The following is a 24,088-nucleotide window of genomic DNA, read 5'->3' on the forward strand; positions in this document are numbered from 1 at the left end:
TATTTTAATCGTGGCGTTCTTACTGCCTTTGCTGTGCTTTTTTGGCGTTTTTCGTTCTTTCTCTGAAGAGTGCTGGCTTTTGAATCCTTTGGACTTGGCTTTGATGTCTGGTTTTCCTTGCTCTCCCTTCAATCGGTTGTTTTCATCTTTTAACCGTTGATTCTCTGACTCCAAGTCTTTGACTTTTAATTGTAATTGTTCTATGAGGTTCAGTAAAAGCTCTACTGTATGACGCATGGATTCGTCTGCAATCCCTGGGGGGTCGATGGTTTGCAGTATCTTGAAGGATGACTTGTCTGGTGAAATAATCTTTTGCGTCATGTGTCCTATTTTATGACACTTTGTGCACTCTGCTTACTTTTTTTTCTGTGCTACCCCTACTTATTGAGCCGATACTTCCTCAGTCATTCCCAATTCTTTAATTGAAAATCCCACATCAAACATGGTATGAGATCCTGTAGCCAGTGCGATCGCCAGATAGCTTGAGAATGCAAGAGAGCGCTCAAACAAATTTGTGCGTAAATTCACTGGTAAAATCCACTCTCCCTTTGCGTAACATTGCAGGATCTAATCTTTCAGTGGTGTTGCAAGTCATCAAAACTACGAGTTTTTGCTGAAATTGAATGCCGTGTTCGTCGATGACGCTTTGATACAAAGTTCCATCCAGCAAACTCAAAATATGTTCAGTTTTGTTAGTGCGTTGGCCCTCTGCGGTCGATCGATCTTGAGCCAAATTATCAGCCTCATTGATAATAATACAAATCCGCTCTAAATAACTCGGTGGCACAAAATTTTCCACAGCATCGTGGTCTAAGATAAAAATCACATAACCCAGCGGCACTAAAATTTCCTTTGCTACCGCTTGCGTCCAAGCAGTTTTGCCCGTGCCCGGTTCCCCACTAACCAAAACAGCCAACTGATTTTGATCCAAAATTGCCTGCTGAACTGTATCGGTAAAACTTTGAACCTCCGCAGAAAACGTGCGAATTGGGAACTGGCTGTGAACCTGTCCGACGCGGCTTTTGTACCCGCCCAGAATCACCGCTAAATTATAAGTTGCCTTGCTAACGAGCGGCGCAATATCTTGACAAATCAGAGTGTAGCAGCGTCTTCCCCTGTCGTAGCTGTCAATTTGCAGCCAGCAGCCGAATCGGGCCCAAGAAGCATAAACAGTACCCAAAACTTCCAAGCGTTCCCAGCTAATAAATCGCTCCGGGGGATAAGAAAAATGTCGCTCCATAAAAGACTGGGTAATTGCATCCGGTTTCCCTAGCAAATCCAGAACTTTAAAAACAGTAATCTCTTGGAGTTTGTTGAGAACGTAGTCAATGGGAATGCTAGCGCGGCTGACCAATTGCACCACAGGCGTTTCGGTAACTAAAACATCTTTGTAGCGGTAATCCGGGTAAACTGGCTGCGGAGTAATGTAATCCCAAAATTCATCAATTTCGTAGCGAGTATTTTCCGAGAATACATTTAAAATATTTGCCCACCAAGTATATTGGTGTCGTCCCATTGCGTCGGCAATGTCGCTAGCTGCACCTAAAGTTTTTTGAGCTAGTTCTAAGGGGTCGCTAGACGCTAAATGTACCAGGTGTTCCAAATCAAATTGACGGTAAAAAGGTCGCCAACCAGAGCCTAGCAGACCTCTATTGGGAGAATTGTTTTGATGAAAATTGTTTTCGCGATCACCCATATCTTCCGCACTCATTTTGCAAAACTCCTACTTACTCTTATTTTACAGTTTTTGTGGTACACATTCTACAAAAAAAGTGAAAATAATCAACTTATTTTGAGATAAGCGGGCGGCACAAAATCTACTAACCAAACTTTATTTTCCGAGCAGTAAAATGTATGACCGTCGCGTTGCATGGCTGCGGCATCTACAGTAAAGACTGCCGGGATGCCATGTCTTGCACCTACTTGGCGCGCCGTCTGAATATTCACGGACAAATGAACGTGATGCCGCGACATTTTCCTAATTCCTTGACTGAGAATAGACTCGACGGCAGTGCTACCTGTTCCGTGATATAAAATATCCGGGGGAACACCGGGTTCTAACTGCAAGTCAACCTCTACGCTGTGTCCTTGGTTAGCACGAATTAGAGTGCCTGTGGAGTCAAATGAAAAGCGCTGCTTGTCGTTTTGCGCGACTACTTTTTTGAGTTCTGCAAGCTGAACAGGAAAGTTATTTTTTTGGCACGCATCGAGGAGTTCGCTAACAGGAATCCAGCCACCGGGAGCGAGTTTAATACCGATGCGCCCGGGCGCGTGGCGCAGGTGTTTGCTGAGATATCTGCTGATTTTTAGTAATCGAGAATCGTTCATAATTTTACTTTCTTTATTGAGCTTTTAGAATCACCTTTTACCCAATGTCAGTAGCGGGTTATATCGTTGATTGGATGCGGGTTTGTTGAATCTGTTTGCACTGCCAGAGGGCGCTTGAGTGAACCCGCCTCTACAGGTGTTCGGAAAATGATTCCCGGAGGCAAAAAATGATCTGGCGCGCGAATTATAGCGGTAATGTGCGCCATTAAAGACTACAAAACCCGGTTCTGCGCCCGGAACAAAAGAGTGTTTGGTGTGCCGTTTTTTACGAGCTTTATATTTTGAAAATTATCAAAAACTTTGCCGTATGCCGAATGCCTTCTACCTTGGGATAACTCCGCCAAAAATAGCAAAATTTAGATAGCGCCAGTGACATCCAGCGTCGGCAAAACCAGCTTCGGCAAGCCACATTGTCTGGTCTTCCACAGAGGATGGAATATCTTCTTCTCGATATTTTTTAAACCAGGCTGCATCGTCTTCTCCGTTAGCTTTCATGTACTGCCGCCACAACTGTTCGTATTGCTCAGTCAGCCGGGGAGTAGCACCTGTGACAATATCTCGAATTAGCAATATTCCCCCTGGATTCATCGAGTGGAAAAGTTTGTGAAATAGCTGTTGTTTGCCTGCGCTGTCGAGGTGGTGGATTGCCAAGCCTGAAACTACCAAATCGTAACCGCTGCCGAAATCATCTTCGGCAAAGTTTCCTTGCTGCAAGGTCAGCCGTTCTCGGAAAGCGGACAAGTTAGTTTGGCAAGTTTTTAGCATATTTTGGGCGATGTCAAAGGCTAGGACTTTTGCTTGAGGAAATGCTTGCAGAATCATAGCCGACAGTATGCCAGTTCCCGCGCCTAAATCCAGAACTTTTATGTTACCATTAGTTTCAGAAGTGATTAACTGCAATATTACATCGTGTTGCTCGCGATAGCGCGGAATGAGGCGGGGAATTAAACCGTCATAATCAAAGGCTCTTTGTTCAAATTGCTCGCGTACAGCGTCTAAATTCACAGACTATTTTCCTCAAATTCTTAATAGTTGAGTACGCCAATGCAGTTGGGTGGTTCTCTTCTCGGAAGTTATATTACATTTATAATACAAAAAATATACATACCTGTCAAGATGTAGAATAAAATAATTTAAAAGAAGTTACGGACGATCGCCAGATAGGGACTTTGTGCGCCCAAACCCGCCCCTGATTTGGGAACTGTCTAGCCATGCACATATATCTCATTTAGTGCAGATGAGGCAGAATGCCACAGACGCGAAAGCCTGCCGAAGACGAGACTTTGTGCCAGATACTAGGAGTAATTGTGAGCAAAAAGTTGACGGTTATGATACCCGTTTCAAACAAGAATGCAACTGTCGGTGTGTGATCCACACCATAAAATTCTCAGTGATTCCCCTTAGTAAAATATAAAAGATACCAGATAAAAAGGAATGAGCCACCAGCCGACGATCGGCTAGACATGAAAAAATCAGTCCTCAGATTGACAAACTTTAGCCAACTATAAACAAAAATTAAGGTGACTCCCGAGTGGATGTGGTGCCTGCCAATTTTTCAGGAAGATGAAGAGATACAAAATATTACACCCGCCGGTGCGGGAAAGAAAATTGTGATAATGAATCAGGATGCGAGTAGATTAGGTGTCAGCCGTCAGGGGAAGATAGAAGCAATGGAAATCCAACAACGGAGTAAGGATAAGCCCGATCGCCAGCAACAAAACGCGTCCGATCGGCTCGGTCAATTTTCTACGACAAAAGAACTAGATTCGTCGCTACAAGAATGTTTAGATTTTAAAATAGCGATCGACAGATCGGCACTTGCGGTGAGGACAAACGCGCGAGGAATTATTAACTATGTCAGCGATCGAGTTTGCTCCATCTCCAACTATTCGCGCGTAGAACTAATCGGCAGCCATTTCGGCATCCTCCATTCGGAATATAAATCTTCGGAAATAATTAAAAATCTGCTATCAACTGTTGCCAAAGGTGAAGTTTGGCAAGGAGACATTCAGAATAAAGCTAAGAATGGAACTGATTATTGGGTGTACTCCGCAGTAGTTCCACTGTTGGACTGTAAGGGAAAACCGTGTCAGTATTTGGCGATCGGATTCGACATCACCGATCGCAAAGCCGTTGAAGCAGCCCAAGCCGAAGCCAACCGGGCAAAAGACGAATTTCTGGCGATCGCCTCCCACGAGCTGCGATCGCCCCTGAGCGCGATTTTGGGATGGGTGCAGCTAGCCCGATCGCGCAATTTAAACGAAGCCACCACCAGCCGCGCTTTGGAAATCATCGAGCGCAACGCCAAATTACAAAACCGACAAATAGACAATCTCCTCGACCTCTCGCGGCTGCTGCGAGGGAAAGTGTGCCTGAACATCGGCCAAGTTCACCTCCCGTCTATCATAGAATCTGCGATTGACACCCTCCGCCCCGCCGCCGATGCTAAAAACATCCGCGTAGAAACACATTTCGACCCCGCCGTCAGCTACATTTTGGCAGATGCAGAACGCTTGCAGCAAGTAGTCTGGAACCTCCTTGCAAACGCCATCAAATTCACCCCAGAATCGACACCAGGCCCAGTTCAAGTGGGGATCGAGCCTACTCCGTCGGGCGTCTTGATTCAGGTCAGCGACAGCGGTTGCGGCATCGATCCCAAATTTCAGCCGCACATCTTTGACTACTTCCGCCCTGCAGACAACTTCCAGACCAAGGAACAAAATCGGCTGGGGCTGGGGCTCTCAATTGTGCAGCAGTTGGTAGAACTGCACGGGGGAAGTTTTTGGGCTTCGAGTCCCGGTATCGGTCAGGGGGCGACCTTTGGGGTGCTGCTACCGATTGCCAACAAAAATGCACCCGACGATCGCAGCAGTGCGATCGCCCAAAGTGAAAGCAGACCCGGATCGGTTTCCAAACCCCTAGCGGGAAAGCAAGTCCTGGTGGTGGAAAGCAGCGCCGAGATCCGGAAATTTCTCAAAACTGGCCTCGAAGCATTTGGAGCCAAGGTAACAGCGGTGGGTAGCGCCTGCGAAGCGATGGCGGAGTTGCAACAGTCGCGACCTGACGTGTTGGTGAGCGATATGACGGTATCGGGAGCCGACGGCTGCGATTTGATCCGCCGCATCAGAGCAATGGAACTGTCCGAGCACAGGCAACTGCTGCCGGCCGTGGCGCTGACGGGAGGCATTGAGGAAGAAGATTCGGCATCGGCGCTGGAGGCGGGGTTTCAGAGGCATTTGTCGAAGCCGGTGGAAGCGAATCAGTTGGTGAGCGCGATCGCCCAATTGGCTGGACTGACTGGATTCGGCTCCGGAGAGTGGGGTTCGGGGAATATCCGGGCGACCACACCCCAGGCCCTGCTACCGGAACCTAACAGTTTTGACGACAAAAATCATCTGGAACAATTAACAAGTGACAGCAGAGAATTACCGCTGTTGCTGGTAGTAGAAGACAATAATTTTCTGCTGGCTTACCTCCAAACTTTATTAACTCCGTACTATCGAGTCGCTGTGGCGATGGACGGGGTTGAAGGTTTAGAAAAAGCCAAAACTTTGCAGCCAAATTTGATTGTGAGCGACCAAATCATGCCCAGACAAAACGGACTGGATTTGCTCAAGGAGATTCGGAACACGCCAGAATTGAAATCGACTCCGGTAATTTTTTTGACAGCGCGATCGGGGATGGAAGCTCGGATCGAAAGTTTGGATGCGGGTGCTGACGATTATATTTCCAAGCCTTTTGACGAGAGGGAATTGCTGGCGAGGGTGAGAAATTTGTTACGATCGCACTCAGCCGAACAGCAGTTGGCGGAGCTCAACCGTCAGTTGCAGCAGCAGAAACAGCAGTTAGAAACAGTGAATCGAGCCTTGCAGTATTTGGCCAATTACGACAGTTTGACTGAGGTAAGAAACCGCCACTCTTTTAATGAATACCTCGATACGGAATGGCGGCGTTTGGCAAGGGAAGAAGCACCGCTGTCTTTAATTATGTGCGACATTGATTATTTCAAACTTTACAACGACACTTATGGTCACCAAGCGGGGGATGAATGTTTGCGGCAAGTGGCGACGGTGATCCAACATTCGGTAAAGCGACCGGCAGATTTAGTAGCGCGTTACGGTGGAGAAGAATTTGTAGTAGTTTTGCCGAATACGGATATTGAAGGTGCGACTTGCGTAGCTGAAATGATCGCACGACAGGTGCGGGGTTTGCAGATAGTTCACGCTAAGTCTGCTGTCAGCGAATACGTGACGTTGAGTTTGGGTGTAGCTTGCTGCATTCCGGCGCCGATGTCGCAGCCGGGGGCGCTAATTGCGATCGCCGATGAATCGCTTTATCGGGCGAAAGAAGCAGGGCGCGATCGAGTTTCGGTTGCCGCATTTGAAGGATAATATAATAGTTAAATCAACTTGTATGGTGCGTCAGAAATCTATAGTTTCAATTTAAACAAGTTTTTTGGATCGGACGCACCATACCAATGTGCTTGCAAAGTTGTGCGAATTCAAATTGCTATAATATCGTTTCCGGTTGCATCGGAATAATAAAATAGAGTCAACAGTTAACACTCAACCATTCAGTTTTCGACCCGCCCGTCAACAGTCAACAGTCAACAATAATTTCGGTGCAACCGGAATTGATAGAAAATAGTTAAAGGAGGTCGTGCCATGACAGCAACCTTAGACAAACCAAAAGACCAGCGCCTAATTCACTCCGCGATTGATTGGCAACAATTCAAGCTAATCGAGCAGGGGTTTTCTGACTCCCCCGGCATCCGACTTTTTTATTTCAAAGGTGAGGTAGAAATCTTGGCAGTTTCGCAAGAACATGAAGTCTTCAGCGGTGTCATCGCCCTGTTGCTGGGTACGTATTTTGTAAAAAAAGAAATCGATTTTACTCCCACAGGAAGCTTTACCCAGGAAAAAGAAGGAAAAGCTTCTGCACAAGCAGACCAATCTTACTTAATTGGCAAAGCATCGGGAGGTATTGCACACCTCTCGATCGAAGTTGTATTTACTAGCGGCAACGAAAGCAAGTTGAATCGTTACCAAGCCTTGGGAGTCCCCGAAGTTTGGTTTTGGGAGGAGGGAGTATTTAGCCTGTATCATTTGCGCTCGCACGGATATGAAAAAATTGACCAAAGGGAAATATTGCCTGATTTAGATATTAATTTATTGTCTCGCTGTCTGCTGATTGCTTCAAGGGTGGAAGCGGTTAAAGAATGGAGGCGAGGCATTTCGGGAGATTAGATGAAAAGTGTTTTGTGAGTGCGACATCGCCCGCAGTCCGAGTTACAAATTGCAATACTGGCGATCGCGATCGGGTGGTTAATAAGTGCGTGCGATCGCTGGCATAATCCCCAAAACGCCAGAGATATGTTATTTAAGGTAGATACCGACATCAGATTTTAGCAACTTTTCTAGGAGGTTATTGCCCTATGTCCTCTCAACAACCAAACCCTACGACCACTTCTGACTGGCGCTTGCACTTTGGCAGCCTTTCACAAGAAGCGAAGCATACAGTTAAGGTGCTGTTGTTAACAGCACGAAAGTCTGGCTTTTATAAATTAGAACAAATACTGTCAAATTTGACAGATCTGAATCTGGAAAACAATCAAATATCAGACCTAACACCCTTGCAATCTCTGACCAATTTGACTAATCTGAATCTGGGCAACAATCAAATATCAGACCTAACACCCCTGCAATCTCTGACCAATTTGACTAATCTGAATCTGGAAAAAAATCAAATATCAGACCTGACACCCCTGCACTCTCTAACCAGTTTGAAATATCTGAATCTGGACAACAATCAAATATTAAACCTAACACCCCTGAAATCTCTGACCTGTTTGATATATCTGAATCTGGACAACAATCAAATATCAGACCTAACGCCACTGAAATCTCTGACGATTTTGACATATCTGAATCTGGACAACAATCAAATATCAAACTTAACGCCGCTGAAGTCTCTGGTCACCAATTTGAATAATCTGAATCTGGACAACAATCAAATATCAGACCTCAAACCCCTGCAATCTGTGACCAATTTGAATAATCTGAATCTGGTAAACAATCAAATAGCAGACCTCAAACCCCTGCAATCTCTAACCAGTTTAAAATATCTGAATCTGGAAAACAATCAAATATCAGACCTGACACTCCTACAATCTCTGACCAATTTGATAGAGCTGAATCTGGACAACAATCAAATATCAGATCTCACCCCCCTGCACTCTCTGATCAATTTGAAAAAGCTGTCTCTGCCTAACAATCTTTTATCAGACCTAACACCCCTCCAATATCTGTGGAAAGCTATCGCCAATTCCACAGAGCGAGTCGATCGCACTCGTGCCGCAGCCGCGATCGAATTTGCCTACACAGCTCTCGGCAAGACTTGCCCGAAAATTATTTTTTGTTCGAGTCCCCACTCTGCCATAACACAGTTAAAAAAATTGAAATCTCCCACTAATAAAAATGATTTTTTTCAGCGTATCTACAAACAGCTAGAACCAGCCTGTCTGCCGTTTAGGTATATATTTTTTTTGTGCTTGTATTATTTCGCACTAACAAGTGAGCAACCACAGCCAAAAACAGCTTTTTTCCAGCTTATTTACGAACAGCTAGAATCGGCATATAGGCCGTTTAACTTAATAAGATATAGTAGTTCGTATTTGCCACAATTAATAGAATGGGAGCGGCAGCTCACACAAGAATTGCAACGTGATTTTTGGGACTATTGTAGAGACAACTCAACGTCGATCGTTAATCGGGCATCCCTGTGGGATAAAATCTGTGTGGCTGACTTCTGTGTCTCTGTACTTAGAATTGTTCTCAACCCAGATGCACAAAAAGCTTTTGAATGCTTGAAGCAGCTTTTAGTTGAATGTGGCTGGATTTTTGCGTTTGACAAGGTTTGCTATGTGTGCGATCGCCCTTTAAAACTCTCCCTCGACAGCGAACATCGGCCGCACGCAGAAGGAGAAAGCGCGATCGAATTTAGCGACGGCTACAAACTCTACTCCTACCACGGCGTCACCTTGCCCGCAAAATACGGACAAATTCACCCCAATCAGTGGGAATCTACCTGGATTTTAGAAGAAGAAAATGCCGAATTAAGGCGAGTGTTAATTCAGGGAATTGGTTAAGCCAGAATTTGCCAAGAATTGCAAGCCACAAAATTAGATTGCTGGCGAGAATACACCCTGCTAAGAATTGATGCTGATATTGATGGCTTCGATCCTGCTAATTTCGATGCTGATGATGATGTTCCTGAAAAAGAGGCAATCTACTTGTTAAAAATGACTTGTCCGAGTACCGGATTCATTCATGCTTTGCTGGTTCCGCCTGAGATGCAATCTGCAAGGGGAGCGATTCGCTGGGTGAATTAGGATGTCGATTATGAGGATTTTTCGGTGCCAACTTGAAATTTAGGGCAAGTTAGAAACCTCGTTGATAAGAGTCGGCAGTTGAAACCTATCCTACACAAACTTTCGTCCAAGTGCGCGGACTGAAGACTAACCTTTATATTCTTGCATTTGCTGGCGAATGGCTGCCTCAAGCTTAGTATCAAAATCCGAATCTCCCACTTTTGTTATAATTGAATTCGAGCGCTTTTTCCGCCGTTCTAAGTAGGCTTGCAGTGCAGCTTTATCCCCGCGATTTTTAAGAAAATAACGCTTCAATTCTCCATCTGACATTGCAGTATAATCTACTTGGCTCATTAAACTACCTCCGCATTTGGAGCAATTTCAATCTCAATTTCCTCGTCATATCCAGCCAATACGAACAAGTTTTTGCTTCTCTCGTCAACACAGATGAGGTTAATAGGTTGCAATGCCAAATATGTCAAGTAATAACTGATTCCATAAATTAACCACAATATTTGTAGTGGCGGGTTTCACCAACAATCTTTCATTCACATCGACAATATCTATAAACCCGCCCTCACCCAGGCGACTTTCACCTTCCAAGATAACGCCTGTCAGTGCAGCAAAGAGTTATGGAATTTGGTTTGTGGCTCTTGACAGCTATGTGTTACAAATGTAGTATAAAGTGGCGCTAGAAAAGCTCGCTCGACACCAGCAAACAAAATGGAGAAAAAACCTATGCAACCCATCCGACAAGGCGACGTAATTCTCACTCCCGTACCGAAAATCGAAGGAGAAAAAAAACCTCACCTAACTCTCGCCGAAGGTGAAGTCACCGGACATTCTCACCAGATTATTGAGGGACAAGCTGAACTGTACGAAAAAGACGGCACTCTGTACTTGCGGGTGCTTTCACCGACAGCTTTATTGAGTCACGAAGAACACCATGCGATCGCAATTCCCGAAGGTAATTGGATGGTGCGAATTCAGCGGGAATATGAGCCACAAGGTTGGAGGTATGTCGCAGACTAAGGTTAAAAAACTAACGCCTGAACAAGCAGCTTTGATTCCAGTTTATCGGGAAAAGTGGAGAGCGAGATCGCTTTCCACTGGCCCGATAAATCGATCGCAAGCTGCGGAAACAGTTAAATCAGCTTACAGTGTGATCGGCAAAACAGCACCGGAAATCATTTGGCAGTTTGTTGGATTTTTGCATTTTGGTTCTAAATTTACCTCATTCTTACGGCAGAAATTGGATTGTTTTTCAATCTCTTGTGCGGGATTGCGGCTGGATTTATCCATTCGAGCGAGTTTGTGTTGTGTGCGAAAAGCCGATCGCACTTTCTGCAGATAGCAACTACCGCTTGCACGCCGAAGGAACACCAGCGGTACAATTTGCCGACGGTGTTTCGATTTACGCCTATCACGGCGTGATTTTGCCCGAATGGTACGGTAGGCTGCACCCGCACCAGTGGCAGTCTAAGTGGGTGTTGAAGGAACAGAATGCAGAAGTTCGGCGCGCGTTAATTCAGGGAATTACTTACGATCGCATTTGTCAAGAACTAGCGGTGACAGAATTAGACAGTTGGCAGGAATACACTCTCTTAAGCATCGAGTTTGACGATGATTTTGATGACGTGGGTAATCCCAAGCCAGTTTATTTGTTAAAAATGACCTGTCCGAGTACGGGATTTATTCATGCGTTGCGAGTGCCGCCTGATATAGAATCAGCTAAAGAAGCAATTCGCTGGGTAAATTGGGATATTGACCCAGAGGAGTTTTCCGTACAAACCTGAGTAATACAAATTTAAAAAAGTCTTGCTACAATCATCACTCTTATACCAATTGTTAAAAGTCACAGAACCCCGCGCCGGACTTAGGCTCAGCCGTTTCCCTAGCCGAGCATCTGTAGTTCACTCAACTGAAAACCTTTATATTGACAACAGCCTTAACCCATGAAACACCGATAAACGTTCCCGCAGTGTGCCAGTTCCCAGGGTGGAATGCACCAACCACCGATCGCCCAAAAACAGTTAATAACATGAAGAAGAAGCCCACCCTCGATCGAAGGTGGGCTCAGTTCATGCCAGCTTACCGACAGCTAGGCAATCGGGTCTCTTCGCTGGTAGACGTAAAAGCTGGGAAAAAGATCCGAACGTCCGAAAAAACTTCTCGCCCACCATTAAGCTTCAGTTTACCCAACCGGATCGGGAAAATTGCGCCCGCAGCGATGTTCCCCGGAAATCGGGGAACGCTGGGGCTTCAACTTTTCAATAGACTTCTGCAAAAAAGCTCGTCTTGAGCCGACAGGATGCCCAACCCCTACTCCGCACAAGAATTAAAATTTTTCGAGAAGTCTCATAATTCTCCTCTTTAACTTTGATTTCCCAACTGATTAGGCATCGTGATCATGTGCAAAGCGACGGAACAGGAAATCTAGGGCGTAGTTCCGCAAATTGTAGTATTCTGGATCTTCCATCATTTGAACCCGATCGCGCGGACGTGGAAAAGGAATCTCCAGAACCTCGCCAATCGTCGCTGACGGGCCGTTAGTCATCATCACCAGTCGATCGGCCAAAAACAGCGCTTCATCAATATCGTGAGTAATCATCAACACCGTACAGCGGTGATCGTTCCAGATTTTCAGCAATTCTTCCTGCAATTCCTCCTTGGTAATTGCGTCGAGAGCACCAAAGGGTTCGTCCAAAATCAGCACTTTCGGGCGAATTGCCAAAGCGCGGGCAATAGAAACCCGCTGCTTCATCCCCCCCGAAATTTGCGGCGGTCTTTTCTGGGCAGATTCTGTCAATCCCACCATCGCCAAATGCTCGTTGACGATCGCATTTTTTTCGACCTTCGACTTATTCGGAAATACAGCATTAACCGCCAGATAAACATTTTCAAACACCGTGCGCCAAGGCAACAAAGCGTAACCCTGAAACACCACCATGCGATCGGGGCCCGGCTTAGTAATCGGCTCTCCGTTAATCGACACGGTGCCCTGGCTCGGATGGCTAAAACCCGACACCATATTTAACAGTGTTGATTTGCCGCAGCCCGAGTGTCCGATCAAAGTAATAAACTCTCCCTCAGCTACATTCAGATTGACGTTTTCTAAAGCCCTGTAACCGTTTGGATATTCTTTGTAAACATTGTCTATCACCAAAAAAGGTTTGCGGCGGCCTTTTCCCGGCTGGATTTGAGTTTTGGTGTTCGTCTGGTTTTTAGTGGTGTTGAGCATGGGTTTAGGAAATGGTGAGTGGGTGATTCGCAAAGAAAGAAGGAAGTTAGGGAGCGAGCAATGTACGGGATTTAACGGATGTAACGGAGGTCATGAAGAGGGAATTGCTCACTAGCAATTAACAGCTAAAAACCAACAACTAACAATTAGCAATTACCCTGTTTTTGTCGAACAAAAAACCGCTCTAAGCAGCTCTGCGGCCAGAATCCAGAATCACTTCAGCCATCGTGAAATCGCGTTTGATCGCGAGATTGTTTAGATAGCCGATCGGATCGTCAGCATTAAACACCGAGCCGTCAAACAAGCTGAGAGAACCGCGAGTGTAAGTAATATCAGCCATCCCCAGCTCTCGCGCCGCCGTGCTGAACGCACCGACTCGCACCACCCGTTCCAGAATTTCCACCCAGTTGCGCGGGAACACAGTATCGCCCCAGCGCGCCATCTGCACCATGTGCCAGAGTTGTTCGGTGCGACTTGGGCGGTTCACCCCATCTCCAGAGAACAAGTGGTGGGCGTATTCCCGCATCGGAGAAGCCAGGTTGCAAGCATTAGATTTTGGGTCGCCTAGTTGGATGTAACTCTTATCAGTAGCGACGTACTCCCTTCCCGCGACAATTTCCGAAACCTCGGCGGCGTGATTTGGATCGGCGCAATAGTGGCAAGCTTCCAGCAAAGCTTTGACTAGAGCAATGTGAGTGTTGGGATAAGCATTCGCCCACTCTTCCCGAACTCCGAGAATTTTTGCCGGGTGTCCTGGCCACAGTTCCAAATCCGTAGCCACGGTAAAGCCGACTCCTTCCATCGAGGCCCGCAAATTCCAAGGTTCGCCGACGCAGAAACCGTCAATAGTGCCGCCCTGCAAGTCCACGATCATCTGGGCCGGAGGGATGTTTTTCAGCAAAACATCGTGATCCGGGTCAATGCCGCCGGAAGCCAGCCAGTAGCGCAGCAGCAGGTTGTGCATCGATGAAGGGTGCACGATCGCCATACGGTGCGTTTGCGCGGGCGTTCTCTGGAGCATTTCTTTAAAGTCTGCCAGAGTGTAGATCCCTTGGTCGTAAAAGCGCCTCGCGAGGGTAATTCCGTTGCCATTGCGGCTCATGGTGAGGGCTGTAACCGTCGGAATCGGCTTCTCTTGGTAGCCCCCCAAGCTCAACCACACCGCCATCCCAGAGGGCATTTGGGCTGCGTCTAAGTAACCGGCGGCGATGCCGTCTACGATGCCGCGCCAGCTTGTTTCCCGCACGAGGTGGACTTCATCGAGTCCGTGTTTGGCAAATAAGCCTTTTTCTTTGGCGATGGCTAGGGGAGCGCAGGCGGCTAGGGGGATGAAGCCGAGTTCGAGGTTGACTTTTTCGAGGCCGTGGCGGGCGATCGCGGGTACTTTCCGTGCCCGCAGTTTTTTGACGCGCTTCTGCTGGTTGAGGAAGTAAATCATTTCGCTACGTAGAGCGTAGTAGCTGGGGTGCGTGACTACTTCCATCCGTTTGCGGGGGCGGGGGATGTCTACTTCGAGAATGCCGCCAATCTTCGATTCAGGGCCGTTGGTGAGCATGACGATGCGATCGCTCAACAACACTGCTTCGTCCACGTCGTGCGTTACCATCAGGGCGCTGATTTCGTACTCTTGGCAAATTTCCATCAACTTTTCTTGCAAGTTGCCGCGAGTCAAAGCATCCAAAGCGCCGAAGGGTTCGTCCAAGAGTAACAGTTTGGGGCGCAAAGCTAGAGCACGGGCGATCGCCACGCGCTGTTTTTGTCCGCCGGAGAGGAGTGCCGGTTGCTTCTCGGAGTGGGGCCCCAAGCCTACCATATCGATGTGTTTTTGGATGATTTCGAGGCGATCAGCTTTGGGTAAGCCATTCATTACCGAGTCTACGGCTAGGGTAATGTTTTCTCTGACCGTCCGCCAAGGTAGCAGCGAATAGTTTTGGAATACTACCATGCGATCGGGGCCCGGCTGGGTGATTCTTTGTCCGTCGATCGTCACCAATCCTTCTGTGGGCAAGTCCAAACCTGCCACCATATTGAGTAGCGTAGATTTACCGCAGCCGGAGTGTCCGATTAAGGAGATAAATTCTCCTTTTTTAATTTCTAAGTCGATGCCTTTGAGGGCTACGTATGTGCCGCCGTCTGACAAATTAAATACTTTTCCGACTTGTTCTACTGCAATCAAAACAGACATGATTTTCTTGCCTTTTTTGTAGGTTTGTTATTTCGCTAGATATTGATTGTTGATTGTTGATTGTTCGCTATTAGCTGTTAATACATAACAGCTAATAGTTAATACATTCCTGGATGCCTAAAACTGGTCTTTAAACTAACCAAAATACTTTGTTTGATCCCTCAACAATAGTTTAAAAAACTCGTTTCTGAGCCTCGGAGTTCGTAATTCCTGTAACTGTCAACCGTCAACAGTCAACCGTCAACCGTCAACTGTCAACCGTCAACCGTCAACTGTCAACCGTCAACCGTCAACAGTCAACCGTCAACCGTCAACTGTCAACAGTCAACTGTTAGTTATTTGCCTTGAGAAGGAGCAATCTTGTGCTGCAACCAAGCCATCATGCGATCGAGGAACAAACCAACAGCCCCAATGTAGAACACCGCTAACAAAATTTCGCTGATGTAGTTTTGCTGGTAAGCGTTCCAAATAAAGAAGCCGATACCAGTAATCCCCGACATCACAATTTCCGCTGCAATAATCGCCAGCCAAGCCAGCCCGATCGCAATTCTCAATCCTGTAAAAATGTAGGGAAGCGCCGACGGAAACAAAATATTCAGGTAATACTCTTTCCGAGTTAGTTGCAACACTTTCGCTACGTTGTTATAGTCATCGGGAATTTGGCGAACACCTTCAGCCGTGTTGATCAAAATCGGCCAAACTGCGGTGATAAAAATCACGAACAAAGCAGCAGGTTCGTTTTGTTGCAGTGCAGCCAGGGCGATCGGCACCCAAGCCAGAGGCGCTACCATCCGCAAAAACTGAAAAACCGGATCTAAAGCCTTGTTCAGCAACGGATTTGTACCTACCAAAACACCCCCAGCAATTCCCACAGCAGCGGCTAGAGTGTAGCCTTTTGCTACCCGTTCCAAACTAGCCAAAGTCTGCCAAAACAAGCCGATTCCGTAAGTTTTGGAGTTCATAAAAGGATACAGCAACAATACCCGCGTCCGTTCGTCAGTCCAAACGCTGATTGGTCCCGGCAGTTTGATCAGTCCTGTACTCGACAGGAATTGCCACACTAACAGAAATCCCAAAATCCCTAAAATTGGCGGCAAAATATTTGGTGAATTCTTCTGCCAAAACTCTCCCAACGCTCCTTGTGCAGCGCCTCGATCCCTTCGATTTGTACTTACAGCCATGCTATTAATCTCCTGTGTTTGCGCTATTTCTTTTGATCGTAAAATTCGAGACTAAATTATGGGAAGCTAAGACCCCATCAAACTTTTTTAAAGGTCAAACTCTTGAGGTAATCTTCTGGCTTTTCCGGGTTAAATTCTTTGCCATCAAAGAACTTTTCAATGCCGCGAGACGTACTTTTGGGAATGTCAGCATCAGCAACTCCGGCAAATTTTGCTGCGGCTTTCCACAAATCTTCGCGGTTGACTTTGCCGATAATTGTCTTAGAATCTGCCAAGGTGTTAGTTGGCAGGAAGCCCCAGCGCACGCTTTCGGTTAAGAACCACAAATCGTGACTCTTATAAGGATAGGAAACGTTGCCGAGGTCGTCTTTCCAGTACAGCGGGCTCATTTTGAAATCGTCGATATCTGGTTGACCGTCACCCATCATGTACTTGCCCTGGTAGGGAGGTGTTAAAACTGCCGGAGGTACGTCAAAGTAGTTTCTGCCAGAAGTAATGGCAACTAATTCGGCGCGATTTTCTGGTTTGTCGCACCACTGCTGCGCTTCGATTAGTCCTGCTAGCATGGCTTCGGTGGCTTTGGGATGTTTGTCTACCCAGTCGCCGCGCATAGCTAGATACTCTTCGGGGTGATCTTTCCAGATTTGGGCTGTGAGGGCGGACATGAAGCCGATGTCCTCTTGGACGATCCGCAGGGGCCAGGGGTCGCCGGTACTGAAACCGTCCATGCTGCCGGTTTTCATGTTGGCTACAGTTTGGGCTGACGGTACTGTTAGCAATTCGGCTTCTGTGTCGGGATCGATGCCGTTAGCTGCTAGCCAGTAGCGAATCCAAAAGTCTTGGTTGACTTTGGGGAAGGTGTAGGCTGCTTTGAAGGGTGTGCCTGCTTTTTTGAGGCCTTTCATGTAGTCTTGGGCCGCTTGGTCTAGTTTGAGCCCGATGCCTTTGCCTTTGTGTTTTCCGGCGATCGCAATTCCATTTCCTTGAGTGTTCAACTGGGCTAGAACATACATCGGAATTTTGACGCTACCTTTGGTAATCAGACCTTCACTAATTTGATAAGGCATGGGCATTTGCCACTGGCCTCCGTCAATGCCGCCGCCTGCAGATCCGATTTCTAAGTTGTCTCTAGCCGAACCCCAGTTGGCTTGTTTGGCAACCGTGACTTCGGTCATGCCATACTTGGCAAAAAAGCCTTTTTCTTGGGCAATAATTAAAGCTGCTGCTTCGACGATCGGGATATATCCCAAGATAACTTTCGTAGTTTCGATACCCTCTACTCTTTTCTCGTTGGCAACAGCAACTGCTGATGTGGCAGCGGGTACTTGGCTGTCAGCACCGGCAGTAGCACCGGGTTCTGGGGGATTTCCCAAACAGCCTTTGAGGAGTATTGTACTGACGGCAGATGCACCTGCGGTAACAATAAATTTACGCCGGGAAAATTGCTCTGAAAATTTTGTCATAGCCTAGGTTCGCTCCTATTCATAAATCTTCTGTAACGACATCACTGAAGTTTATCAAAGTGCTTTTTTCCTTCGCTAATTGGGTTTAGCGAACTATTATTAGCGCAGATTGGCAAGGAAGGAGCAAAAAAATTATTGCTACCATAAGTTTTTCAACTCTCCTTGCTGGTTTGACTCTTTTGATTAACTCAATATCTCCAACGACCAAGTTGCGTTAACTCGCAAAAAGCGAACTCCACATTTTCTTGGCTTAATCATTGAGTTTACCGTACTCTTGCTGTAATTATAAAACAAATATTAAATTTAACTCATAAGTAAATCTTTTAGGAGTGCGCTATCGATAACGAACCGTTAGGAAGGGCGATCGGGTCTGCTTATCAAAACTGGTTCAAACCAAGACCTGCTGGGTAAAGGTTGTAGCGAATGGCGATCGGGGGCAATTCAAATCGATTGTCAATAAGCTCTAAATATCTGAGCGATCGCACATTTACTTTGTTAATATATGTCTACTTTTTTTAAGGTGGCGGTTAATTGTAGTTTAGGATACAGACAAAATTTTGGTCTCATGAGTGATATCAATTCCGGTTGCACCGGAATGATAGAGGAGACGGCAGTGCCGTGTCCCTACCGTGATTAATTGTAGGGAAACGGCACTGCCGTCTCCTGATTGTGGGTAATCTAACCAGTAGACAGTTAGCATTCAATGCAAGCCATTAAAAAATTCTCGAACCGCAGCGGGCTGATTATCTGGCTGAACGAAGCTAGCCAGTAAAACCAAATCGAGTTCCGGGAAAAATTCGCTATTCTCACATTGTAAATACCTGCTACTATACAATCGATAAATCGAGAATTGCCCATCTTGCCAAAACCAAACTTCAGACACATTTAAACCTAAATAAACCTGTAATTTATCGATGCCACCGCTAGTAACAATGACTTCGATCGCAAAATCTGGAATATCTTTTAATTCCCCGACACAATAGCACTCATCCGGCTCTAACCCCCTGGCTTTTGCTTGATTGCGATAGGTGGTAGAACCGCAACCATGTCGATCCAAATCTTTAGCAAGGGCATAGGTTTCCAAAAGGCGACCGATGGTTGTTTTTTCGCGTTCGTGTCTGGGAGATAGAGTCATAACTTCCAGGAGTCCTTGGCAATAGGTGAGGCGCAGTCCCGGTACGTCTTCGAGAACAGAATCAATGGTAAGATAGTCCTGCCAACTGATGCCTCGTAAAATCAGGCGTTGTTCGGTTTCAGTATCGAGTTTTTCGAGAAGATTTGTGTTCATAGTTGAGTGGCGTTCTATGTTGATAATATTATAGACTAAATATATGTAGGTTGGGTTTCGGGACCTCAACCCAACTCTTTATTTAAAATCAGGTGTTGGGTTTCGCTATCGCTCTACCCAACCTACTTTATCTATTTGAGAAACGCTATATAAAACATAAAAACCCGGTTTCTTCAAGAAACCGGGTTTCTAAACACCCGAAATTACTAATCGGTGGCAGTACCTACAAGTTCGATTAGTTGGGCGGGTCGAACCGGTTCACCGACAGAGCAACACCGATCATCGGTAGCGCTACACCAAAACAAATTAGCCACTGATCCAGATTCATCGGAGCAGTCTCAAATATTTGATTGACAAACGGAGAATTAGCAAAGATAATCTGCAAAATCACCGCCAGGACAATTCCCACACCGAGAGCGGGAGCGCCGCTAACTTCTTCCTTAGAACCGCTAAACTTAGCAATCAAAGAAGGCAACAATTGGCTGAGACTCAACAGGTAAAAAATTCTCCCCATTACCAAAGCTTGAATAGCCATTGTGCGGGCGAGTTCGATCGTTCCCCAAGGAGCTTGGCGCACCCATTCAAACATTCCGAAAATTATAGTCCAGTTGTAAAGAGAAATAGCGATGATTCGCTTGATCCGATTTGTAGTCAGCAAAGGTTCGTTTGCCGATCGCGGTTGTTGCTGCATCACTCCCGGTGACTTCGGCTCAAAAGCTAGCGGCACAGTCATCGTAATCGAGTTGAGCATATTCAACCAGAGAATTTGTAGCGACAGAATCGGCAATTCTCGGCCCAGCAGTGTGCTGAGCAAAATTGTCATCGATTCTCCGCCGTTGACTGGGAGAATGAAGCTGATTGCTTTGAGCAGATTTTTGTAAACCGATCGCCCTTCTTCGATCGCACATTCGATCGACGCAAAGTTATCATCCGTGAGAATCATATCGGCGGCTTCCTTAGAAACCTCCGTACCACTGCCCATCGCAATCCCGATATCAGCTTGTTTGAGAGCGGGCGCATCGTTAACACCGTCTCCCGTCATCGCCACAATTTCGCCTTTTTGCTGCAAAGCTTCTACCAGGCGGAGTTTTTGTTCTGGGGCGACGCGGGCAAAAACTGAACCAGCTTCTACGGCTTCGGCGAGTTCGTTTTTGCTCATTTCGGCGAGTTGAGCGCCGGTGTAGGCGACAAGTTCCCTGTTATGTTTAGTTTTGCGGAATCCCATGCGACGGGCGATCGCCTTAGCTGTCGCAATGTGATCGCCGGTAATCATTTTGACTTGGATTCCAGCCGTTTGACAAGCTTGAACAGCCGCGATCGCCTCAGCCCGTGGCGGATCGATCATCCCCTGTAGTCCCAAGAAAATTAGCCCAGATTCCAAATCTGCATGATTGACGGAATTTTGGCTTTCGGGTACTACCTTTTTGGCTATAGCCAAGACGCGCAAGCCTTGCTTTGCCATTTCATCGACTTGATGGTGAGTTTGTTCGCTCGCGACTTCGGCGGGATTTCCTTGGGTATCGAGACTGGAACCGCAGCGGCTCAGAATGGATTCTACGGAACCTTTGGCATACAAAACTTTGCCACCAGTGGGAGTTTTGTGCAGCGTCGCCATGTATTGAAACTGAGATTCAAAGGGAATTGAATCCAGTCGTGGCATGGATTTTTCCAAAACTTGCTGACTCAATTCTGCTTTTTTGCCAACAGTAATTAACGCTCCTTCTGTCGGATCTCCAACGACAATCCAATCATCATCTTTAAATTCCAAGTGAGAGTCATTGCAAATCATTCCGGCTTGCAAACATTCTTGCAAAGTTGGAGCTTGACTGACACTAATTGGCAGTTGATTGAGCTGAATTTCCCCTTCAGGGCTGTATCCCGTACCCGTAACCGAGTAGGATTCGCCACCAGAATAGATTTCTTGCACCGTCATCTGGTTTTCCGTCAAAGTTCCGGTTTTGTCGGAACAGACGACTGTAGCGCCGCCTAGGGTTTCGACTGCGGGTAATTTGCGGACGATCGCGTGGCGATTTGCCATCCGGGAAACGCCTACGGCTAGGGTGACGGTAATGACGGCGGGTAAGCCTTCGGGAATTGCGCCGACAATCAGGGCGACTGCGGGTTCGACTGCTTCTTTAAAGGCTGAAACTCCCGCAGGAACTGGCCGCCCCAATCTGACGGCGAAGGTCAAGGTTGCCATTCCCAACACGAATAACAGCCAGTTTTGACTGAATTCGTTGAATTTGCGGGTTAAGGGCGTGGTGAGGTCGATGTGCCTGTCTAATAGTTGGGAGATTTTGCCGGTTTCGGTTTTATTGGCGATCGCAATTACAACCCCGCTACCTTGCCCAAAAGTGACAAAACTTCCCGCATAGGCCATGTTATCCCGTTCTGCTAGTGGCGTTTCTTGTGGCAGAACCAAGTCTCCAGACTGTCCTAGTTCCTTTTCGACAGCAACGGATTCCCCGGTAAGTCCAGATTCGTCAATTTGCAAGTCGCGCACTTTAACTAATCGCAAATCTGCCGGTACTTTGTCGCCGGAAGTCAAGGTTACTAAGTCACCAACAACGAGTTCTTTTGAGGGAACTCTTAATTTTTTGCCACCTCGAATGACTGTGGCTTCTGTAGTGACAGCTTTAGCTAGGGCATCGATTTTTTTCTCAGCCCCAGCTTCTTGGATGAAACTGATAATCGCGTTGGTAGTTGTGACACCCCAAATTACGCTAGCGTTGAGCCATTCTCCAATCAGTGCTTTGATTAAACCGGCACTCAGTAAGATGATCAGGAGGGGTTGGTTGAATTGCAGGATGAATTTTAACCAGGCTGGTTTCCCTGCTTTAACTGTTAGTTCGTTGGACCCGAATTTCTGTTGGCGATGGTTGGCTTCTGTCGGTTATAAACCGCTTTCCAGGTTGGTTCCTAAGATAGTTGCAACCTTGGATATTTCTAGGTAGTGCCAATATTGCTCTGCTACGTCTACATCGTTGGCGGCTCTTGATGGCATGATTCTTCCTGAATATTGGGGGTGTGTGAGGAGCTTCGATCGCTCCTTAATAGGCACGCTCAATACAACTCAGCGCTCGTTGGAGCGTGAATATATTGAGCGGCTTAATTGTTGGTTGATTACTTTAACGGGCTGTGACTTACATCTATATTACAACGGATGTGGTCGTTTGTGGCAAGAAATTTGGGGAATTATTTGCGGCGCTACATCTTGTTTGGGACTGGGTGGTTAAGGTGGGGAAAAGTCGATCGAATCCCTTGACATTTTGCAAATTTTAGGTGCGGTTGAAAAAAGGGAGGACACGGAAGTCACGGATACACGGATTCATTATTGAGCACGAGTCAGGAGTTATCGATCGCAGTTTATTTAAGGGCAGAAATTCCCTCGCCCTGGCTGTCGCGATGCCATCGCCTGCGATCGTTTTGACTTCGATGCCGGCTGTTTGACAAGCTGGGAGGGCTGCCAGATCAATTCATGACTCAATGCTATCAATTGCTAGTCTGCTAGCCCAAAAAACTGAGCGCCCTTTAGACAATAGAATTGAGATTTTGGGCGGCATCGTTCAATTGTTGAGTGCCTATTTTGGTTTGAGTAATCCCACTAGCGGTTTCTTTTGCTGCTAGGTTGAGGCTGTTCATCGCATCCACTACTTGTTGAATTGCCACGGCTTGTTGTTGAGCAGTTAGAGAAATTTGTTGATTGTTCAATACCACATTGTTAACAGCCTTTGCTACTTCCGAGAAAGCTGCTGCCGTTTCTTGACTGATTTTGGTTCCTTCTTCTACTGTTTTAGTACCTTCCTTTGTTACCGCTACGGTGGAATTTATCGCATTCTTGATATCATCGACTAGGCGGTTAATTTTCTCGGCTGATTTCTTACTTTGGTCTGCTAGTTTGCGGATTTCTGTGGCTATGACAGTAAAACCTTTGGCGTTTTCGCCCGCCCGGACTGCTTCTACTGAGGCATTCAGGGCCAGCATATTTGTTTGATTGGCTAAATCTGTGACATCAGTAGAGATATTGCCAATCTGATGGGTTTGTTCGCTCAATTTCAGAATTTGTGTCGCTATCGCCCCGACATTTTCTTTCAAAATTATCATCGATTCCAGGGTTTGCTCCACTGCTAGGGTTCCCTTTTCAGCGATCTTTAAAGCTTGCCGTGCAGATTCCGCACCAGCTTGGGCTTGCTGGGCTGATTGTTGGGAAGCCACGCCCAACTCATCCATTGTGATTGTCGTTTGATTTACAGAGCTCGATTGCTGTGCGGCTGTGCGTTCCTGTTGTTCCACTGTGGCCGCAATCTCTGTGGAAGAACTGGCGATCGTATTTGCTACCTGATTGATTGGTCGGATAATTTTATCAAAAACAAATAATACAATAAATGAACCCAATACTACAGCAACAACGGTACCTCCTATAGAAACAGTCGTCGCTAATTGCTCCGACTGTTTTGCTATTTTTGTTCTTTGAAGCAGTAGATTATCTTCTAGCTTAAGCATTTCTGCCAGCTTATCCCTGATTTCATCCATAAATATCTTGCCTTTACCTGAAATCACCAAGGCTCTTAGCTCTGGTTCTTTCCCAGCTCTTTTCAAGGATATAGTTTCCGCTAATTCCTCTAGTTTTTGCTGACCCAGATTTTCAACTTCCTCCAACTTGTTAACTTGTTCAGGGTTATCTTTTATTAACTCTTTTGTCTCATTTACTGTTTGATTAAAGGCGACGGTTCCCTTTTTGTAAGGCTCTAAAAATTCCTCCTTACCAGTGAATATAAACCCGCGCTGTCCTGTTTCAGCATCCACTAAATTTTTTTCTATGGCTTGCAAATTTGTCTTAACTACATAAGTGTGCGTTTGCAACTCAATAGCTTCGGCTAAATTATCCATACTCAATTTAGTGGCTAATCCGATGCTAATCATTAACAAAAAAATGGAGCCGAAGCCCAACGGAACTACTTTACTAAGCCGAATAATATTTTGCGACATTTCACTTTTTACTCCTTGAGTAGTTATTTGGTTTTGTGGGTAAG

Annotated in this window: 19 protein-coding genes and 2 pseudogenes; 7 read left to right on the top strand and 14 right to left on the bottom strand. The window is 46.4% G+C overall.

What is annotated here, in order from left to right; all coding sequences use genetic code 11:
• The 5 genes and pseudogenes from QUA58_RS14910 to QUA58_RS14930 form a co-directional block, all read right to left on the bottom strand.
• Positions 1–321: pseudogene (locus QUA58_RS14910) on the bottom strand (hypothetical protein); the annotation flags it as partial.
• A 60-nt stretch (positions 322–381) separates the two neighbouring features.
• Entirely contained in the window at positions 382–528 is a 147-nt protein-coding gene (locus QUA58_RS14915) for a hypothetical protein (protein ID WP_333394633.1), read from the bottom strand.
• Positions 503–1,711: an AAA family ATPase gene (locus QUA58_RS14920; RefSeq protein WP_333394634.1), complete on the bottom strand. Its 1,209-nt coding sequence runs from the start codon at positions 1,709–1,711 to the stop codon at positions 503–505. Before QUA58_RS14920 ends, QUA58_RS14915 begins: the two co-directional genes overlap by 26 nt.
• 71 nt (positions 1,712–1,782) lie before the next feature.
• A complete protein-coding gene (locus tag QUA58_RS14925; RefSeq protein ID WP_333252475.1) occupies positions 1,783–2,328 on the bottom strand; it encodes an RNA 2'-phosphotransferase in 546 nt (181 codons plus the stop codon).
• 321 nt (positions 2,329–2,649) lie between these two features.
• On the bottom strand, positions 2,650–3,333 hold the full coding sequence (locus QUA58_RS14930) for a class I SAM-dependent methyltransferase (protein WP_333252474.1): 684 nt from the start codon (positions 3,331–3,333) through the stop codon (positions 2,650–2,652).
• Between the two features lie 515 nt (positions 3,334–3,848).
• Here QUA58_RS14930 and QUA58_RS14935 point away from each other — a divergent pair.
• The 4 genes from QUA58_RS14935 (at position 3,849) to QUA58_RS14950 (ending at position 9,718) form a co-directional block, all read left to right on the top strand.
• On the top strand, positions 3,849–6,719 hold the full coding sequence (locus QUA58_RS14935) for a diguanylate cyclase domain-containing protein (protein ID WP_333252473.1): 2,871 nt from the start codon (positions 3,849–3,851) through the stop codon (positions 6,717–6,719).
• Positions 6,720–6,992: 273 nt separating this feature from the next.
• Positions 6,993–7,574: a Uma2 family endonuclease gene (locus QUA58_RS14940; protein WP_333394635.1), complete on the top strand. Its 582-nt coding sequence runs from the start codon at positions 6,993–6,995 to the stop codon at positions 7,572–7,574.
• A gap of 188 nt (positions 7,575–7,762) precedes the next feature.
• Positions 7,763–9,475: a leucine-rich repeat domain-containing protein gene (locus QUA58_RS14945; RefSeq protein ID WP_333394636.1), complete on the top strand. Its 1,713-nt coding sequence runs from the start codon at positions 7,763–7,765 to the stop codon at positions 9,473–9,475.
• Between the two features lie 18 nt (positions 9,476–9,493).
• Positions 9,494–9,718: a hypothetical protein gene (locus QUA58_RS14950; protein WP_333394637.1), complete on the top strand. Its 225-nt coding sequence runs from the start codon at positions 9,494–9,496 to the stop codon at positions 9,716–9,718.
• Between the two features lie 126 nt (positions 9,719–9,844).
• Here QUA58_RS14950 and QUA58_RS14955 read toward each other — a convergent pair whose 3' ends face one another.
• Together QUA58_RS14955 and QUA58_RS31525 are read right to left on the bottom strand one after the other, a co-directional pair.
• Complete coding sequence (locus tag QUA58_RS14955) at positions 9,845–10,051, bottom strand: DUF6887 family protein (protein WP_333394638.1); 207 nt, start codon at positions 10,049–10,051, stop codon at positions 9,845–9,847.
• Positions 10,051–10,209, bottom strand: coding sequence for a DUF6888 family protein (locus tag QUA58_RS31525; RefSeq protein WP_445301878.1), 159 nt, complete (start codon positions 10,207–10,209; stop codon positions 10,051–10,053). Before QUA58_RS31525 ends, QUA58_RS14955 begins: the two co-directional genes overlap by 1 nt.
• Before the next feature lie 226 nt (positions 10,210–10,435).
• Between QUA58_RS31525 and QUA58_RS14960 the strand changes: the two genes are divergently transcribed.
• Genes QUA58_RS14960 through QUA58_RS31535 form a run of 3 tightly spaced genes read left to right on the top strand, consistent with a single transcriptional unit; the run spans position 10,436 to position 11,493 of the window.
• Positions 10,436–10,729, top strand: a complete 294-nt coding sequence (locus tag QUA58_RS14960) for a hypothetical protein (protein WP_006632553.1) — start codon at positions 10,436–10,438, stop codon at positions 10,727–10,729.
• The gene (locus tag QUA58_RS31530; RefSeq protein WP_445243673.1) at positions 10,716–11,051 is read left to right on the top strand and encodes a hypothetical protein; all 336 of its coding nucleotides are present in this window, start codon (positions 10,716–10,718) and stop codon (positions 11,049–11,051) included. Before QUA58_RS14960 ends, QUA58_RS31530 begins: the two co-directional genes overlap by 14 nt.
• Positions 11,017–11,493, top strand: coding sequence for a DUF6745 domain-containing protein (locus tag QUA58_RS31535; protein ID WP_445243672.1), 477 nt, complete (start codon positions 11,017–11,019; stop codon positions 11,491–11,493). Before QUA58_RS31530 ends, QUA58_RS31535 begins: the two co-directional genes overlap by 35 nt.
• A gap of 599 nt (positions 11,494–12,092) precedes the next feature.
• Here the strand turns inward: QUA58_RS31535 and QUA58_RS14970 are convergent.
• The 7 genes and pseudogenes from QUA58_RS14970 to QUA58_RS15005 all read right to left on the bottom strand — a co-directional run bounded on the left by QUA58_RS14970 (position 12,093) and on the right by QUA58_RS15005 (position 24,044).
• Complete coding sequence (locus tag QUA58_RS14970) at positions 12,093–12,938, bottom strand: nitrate ABC transporter ATP-binding protein (protein ID WP_333252466.1); 846 nt, start codon at positions 12,936–12,938, stop codon at positions 12,093–12,095.
• 184 nt (positions 12,939–13,122) lie between these two features.
• Positions 13,123–15,123: a nitrate ABC transporter ATP-binding protein gene (locus QUA58_RS14975; RefSeq protein WP_333252465.1), complete on the bottom strand. Its 2,001-nt coding sequence runs from the start codon at positions 15,121–15,123 to the stop codon at positions 13,123–13,125.
• A gap of 335 nt (positions 15,124–15,458) precedes the next feature.
• Positions 15,459–16,304, bottom strand: coding sequence for a nitrate ABC transporter permease (ntrB, locus tag QUA58_RS14980; RefSeq protein WP_333252464.1), 846 nt, complete (start codon positions 16,302–16,304; stop codon positions 15,459–15,461).
• A 77-nt stretch (positions 16,305–16,381) separates the two neighbouring features.
• Positions 16,382–17,767 (bottom strand): CmpA/NrtA family ABC transporter substrate-binding protein, encoded by a 1,386-nt coding sequence (locus QUA58_RS14985; RefSeq protein ID WP_333252463.1) that lies wholly within the window; start codon positions 17,765–17,767, stop codon positions 16,382–16,384.
• Positions 17,768–18,467: 700 nt separating this feature from the next.
• Entirely contained in the window at positions 18,468–19,055 is a 588-nt protein-coding gene (locus tag QUA58_RS14990; protein WP_333394639.1) for a Uma2 family endonuclease, read from the bottom strand.
• 235 nt (positions 19,056–19,290) lie between these two features.
• Positions 19,291–22,059, bottom strand: a pseudogene (locus tag QUA58_RS31540) (cation-translocating P-type ATPase).
• 527 nt (positions 22,060–22,586) lie between these two features.
• Complete coding sequence (locus tag QUA58_RS15005; protein ID WP_333252460.1) at positions 22,587–24,044, bottom strand: CHASE3 domain-containing protein; 1,458 nt, start codon at positions 24,042–24,044, stop codon at positions 22,587–22,589.
• Between the last annotated feature and the right edge of the window lie 44 nt (positions 24,045–24,088).

The organism is Microcoleus sp. N9_A1 (assembly GCF_036701795.1).
Taxonomy (GTDB): Bacteria; Cyanobacteriota; Cyanobacteriia; order Cyanobacteriales; family Microcoleaceae; genus Microcoleus.

Excerpts from the sequence above, each read along its gene's own strand:
- QUA58_RS14920 (WP_333394634.1), bottom strand. The coding sequence starts at position 1,711 with ATGAGTGCGGAAGATATGGGTGATCGCGAAAACAATTTTCATCAAAAC.
- QUA58_RS14925 (WP_333252475.1), bottom strand. The coding sequence starts at position 2,328 with ATGAACGATTCTCGATTACTAAAAATCAGCAGATATCTCAGCAAACAC.
- QUA58_RS14940 (WP_333394635.1), top strand. The coding sequence starts at position 6,993 with ATGACAGCAACCTTAGACAAACCAAAAGACCAGCGCCTAATTCACTCC.
- QUA58_RS14945 (WP_333394636.1), top strand. The coding sequence starts at position 7,763 with ATGTCCTCTCAACAACCAAACCCTACGACCACTTCTGACTGGCGCTTG.
- QUA58_RS14955 (WP_333394638.1), bottom strand. The coding sequence starts at position 10,051 with ATGAGCCAAGTAGATTATACTGCAATGTCAGATGGAGAATTGAAGCGT.
- QUA58_RS14960 (WP_006632553.1), top strand. The coding sequence starts at position 10,436 with ATGCAACCCATCCGACAAGGCGACGTAATTCTCACTCCCGTACCGAAA.
- QUA58_RS31530 (WP_445243673.1), top strand. The coding sequence starts at position 10,716 with ATGTCGCAGACTAAGGTTAAAAAACTAACGCCTGAACAAGCAGCTTTG.
- QUA58_RS14970 (WP_333252466.1), bottom strand. The coding sequence starts at position 12,938 with ATGCTCAACACCACTAAAAACCAGACGAACACCAAAACTCAAATCCAG.
- QUA58_RS14975 (WP_333252465.1), bottom strand. The coding sequence starts at position 15,123 with ATGTCTGTTTTGATTGCAGTAGAACAAGTCGGAAAAGTATTTAATTTG.
- ntrB (WP_333252464.1), bottom strand. The coding sequence starts at position 16,304 with ATGGCTGTAAGTACAAATCGAAGGGATCGAGGCGCTGCACAAGGAGCG.
- QUA58_RS14985 (WP_333252463.1), bottom strand. The coding sequence starts at position 17,767 with ATGACAAAATTTTCAGAGCAATTTTCCCGGCGTAAATTTATTGTTACC.
- QUA58_RS14990 (WP_333394639.1), bottom strand. The coding sequence starts at position 19,055 with ATGAACACAAATCTTCTCGAAAAACTCGATACTGAAACCGAACAACGC.
- QUA58_RS15005 (WP_333252460.1), bottom strand. The coding sequence starts at position 24,044 with ATGTCGCAAAATATTATTCGGCTTAGTAAAGTAGTTCCGTTGGGCTTC.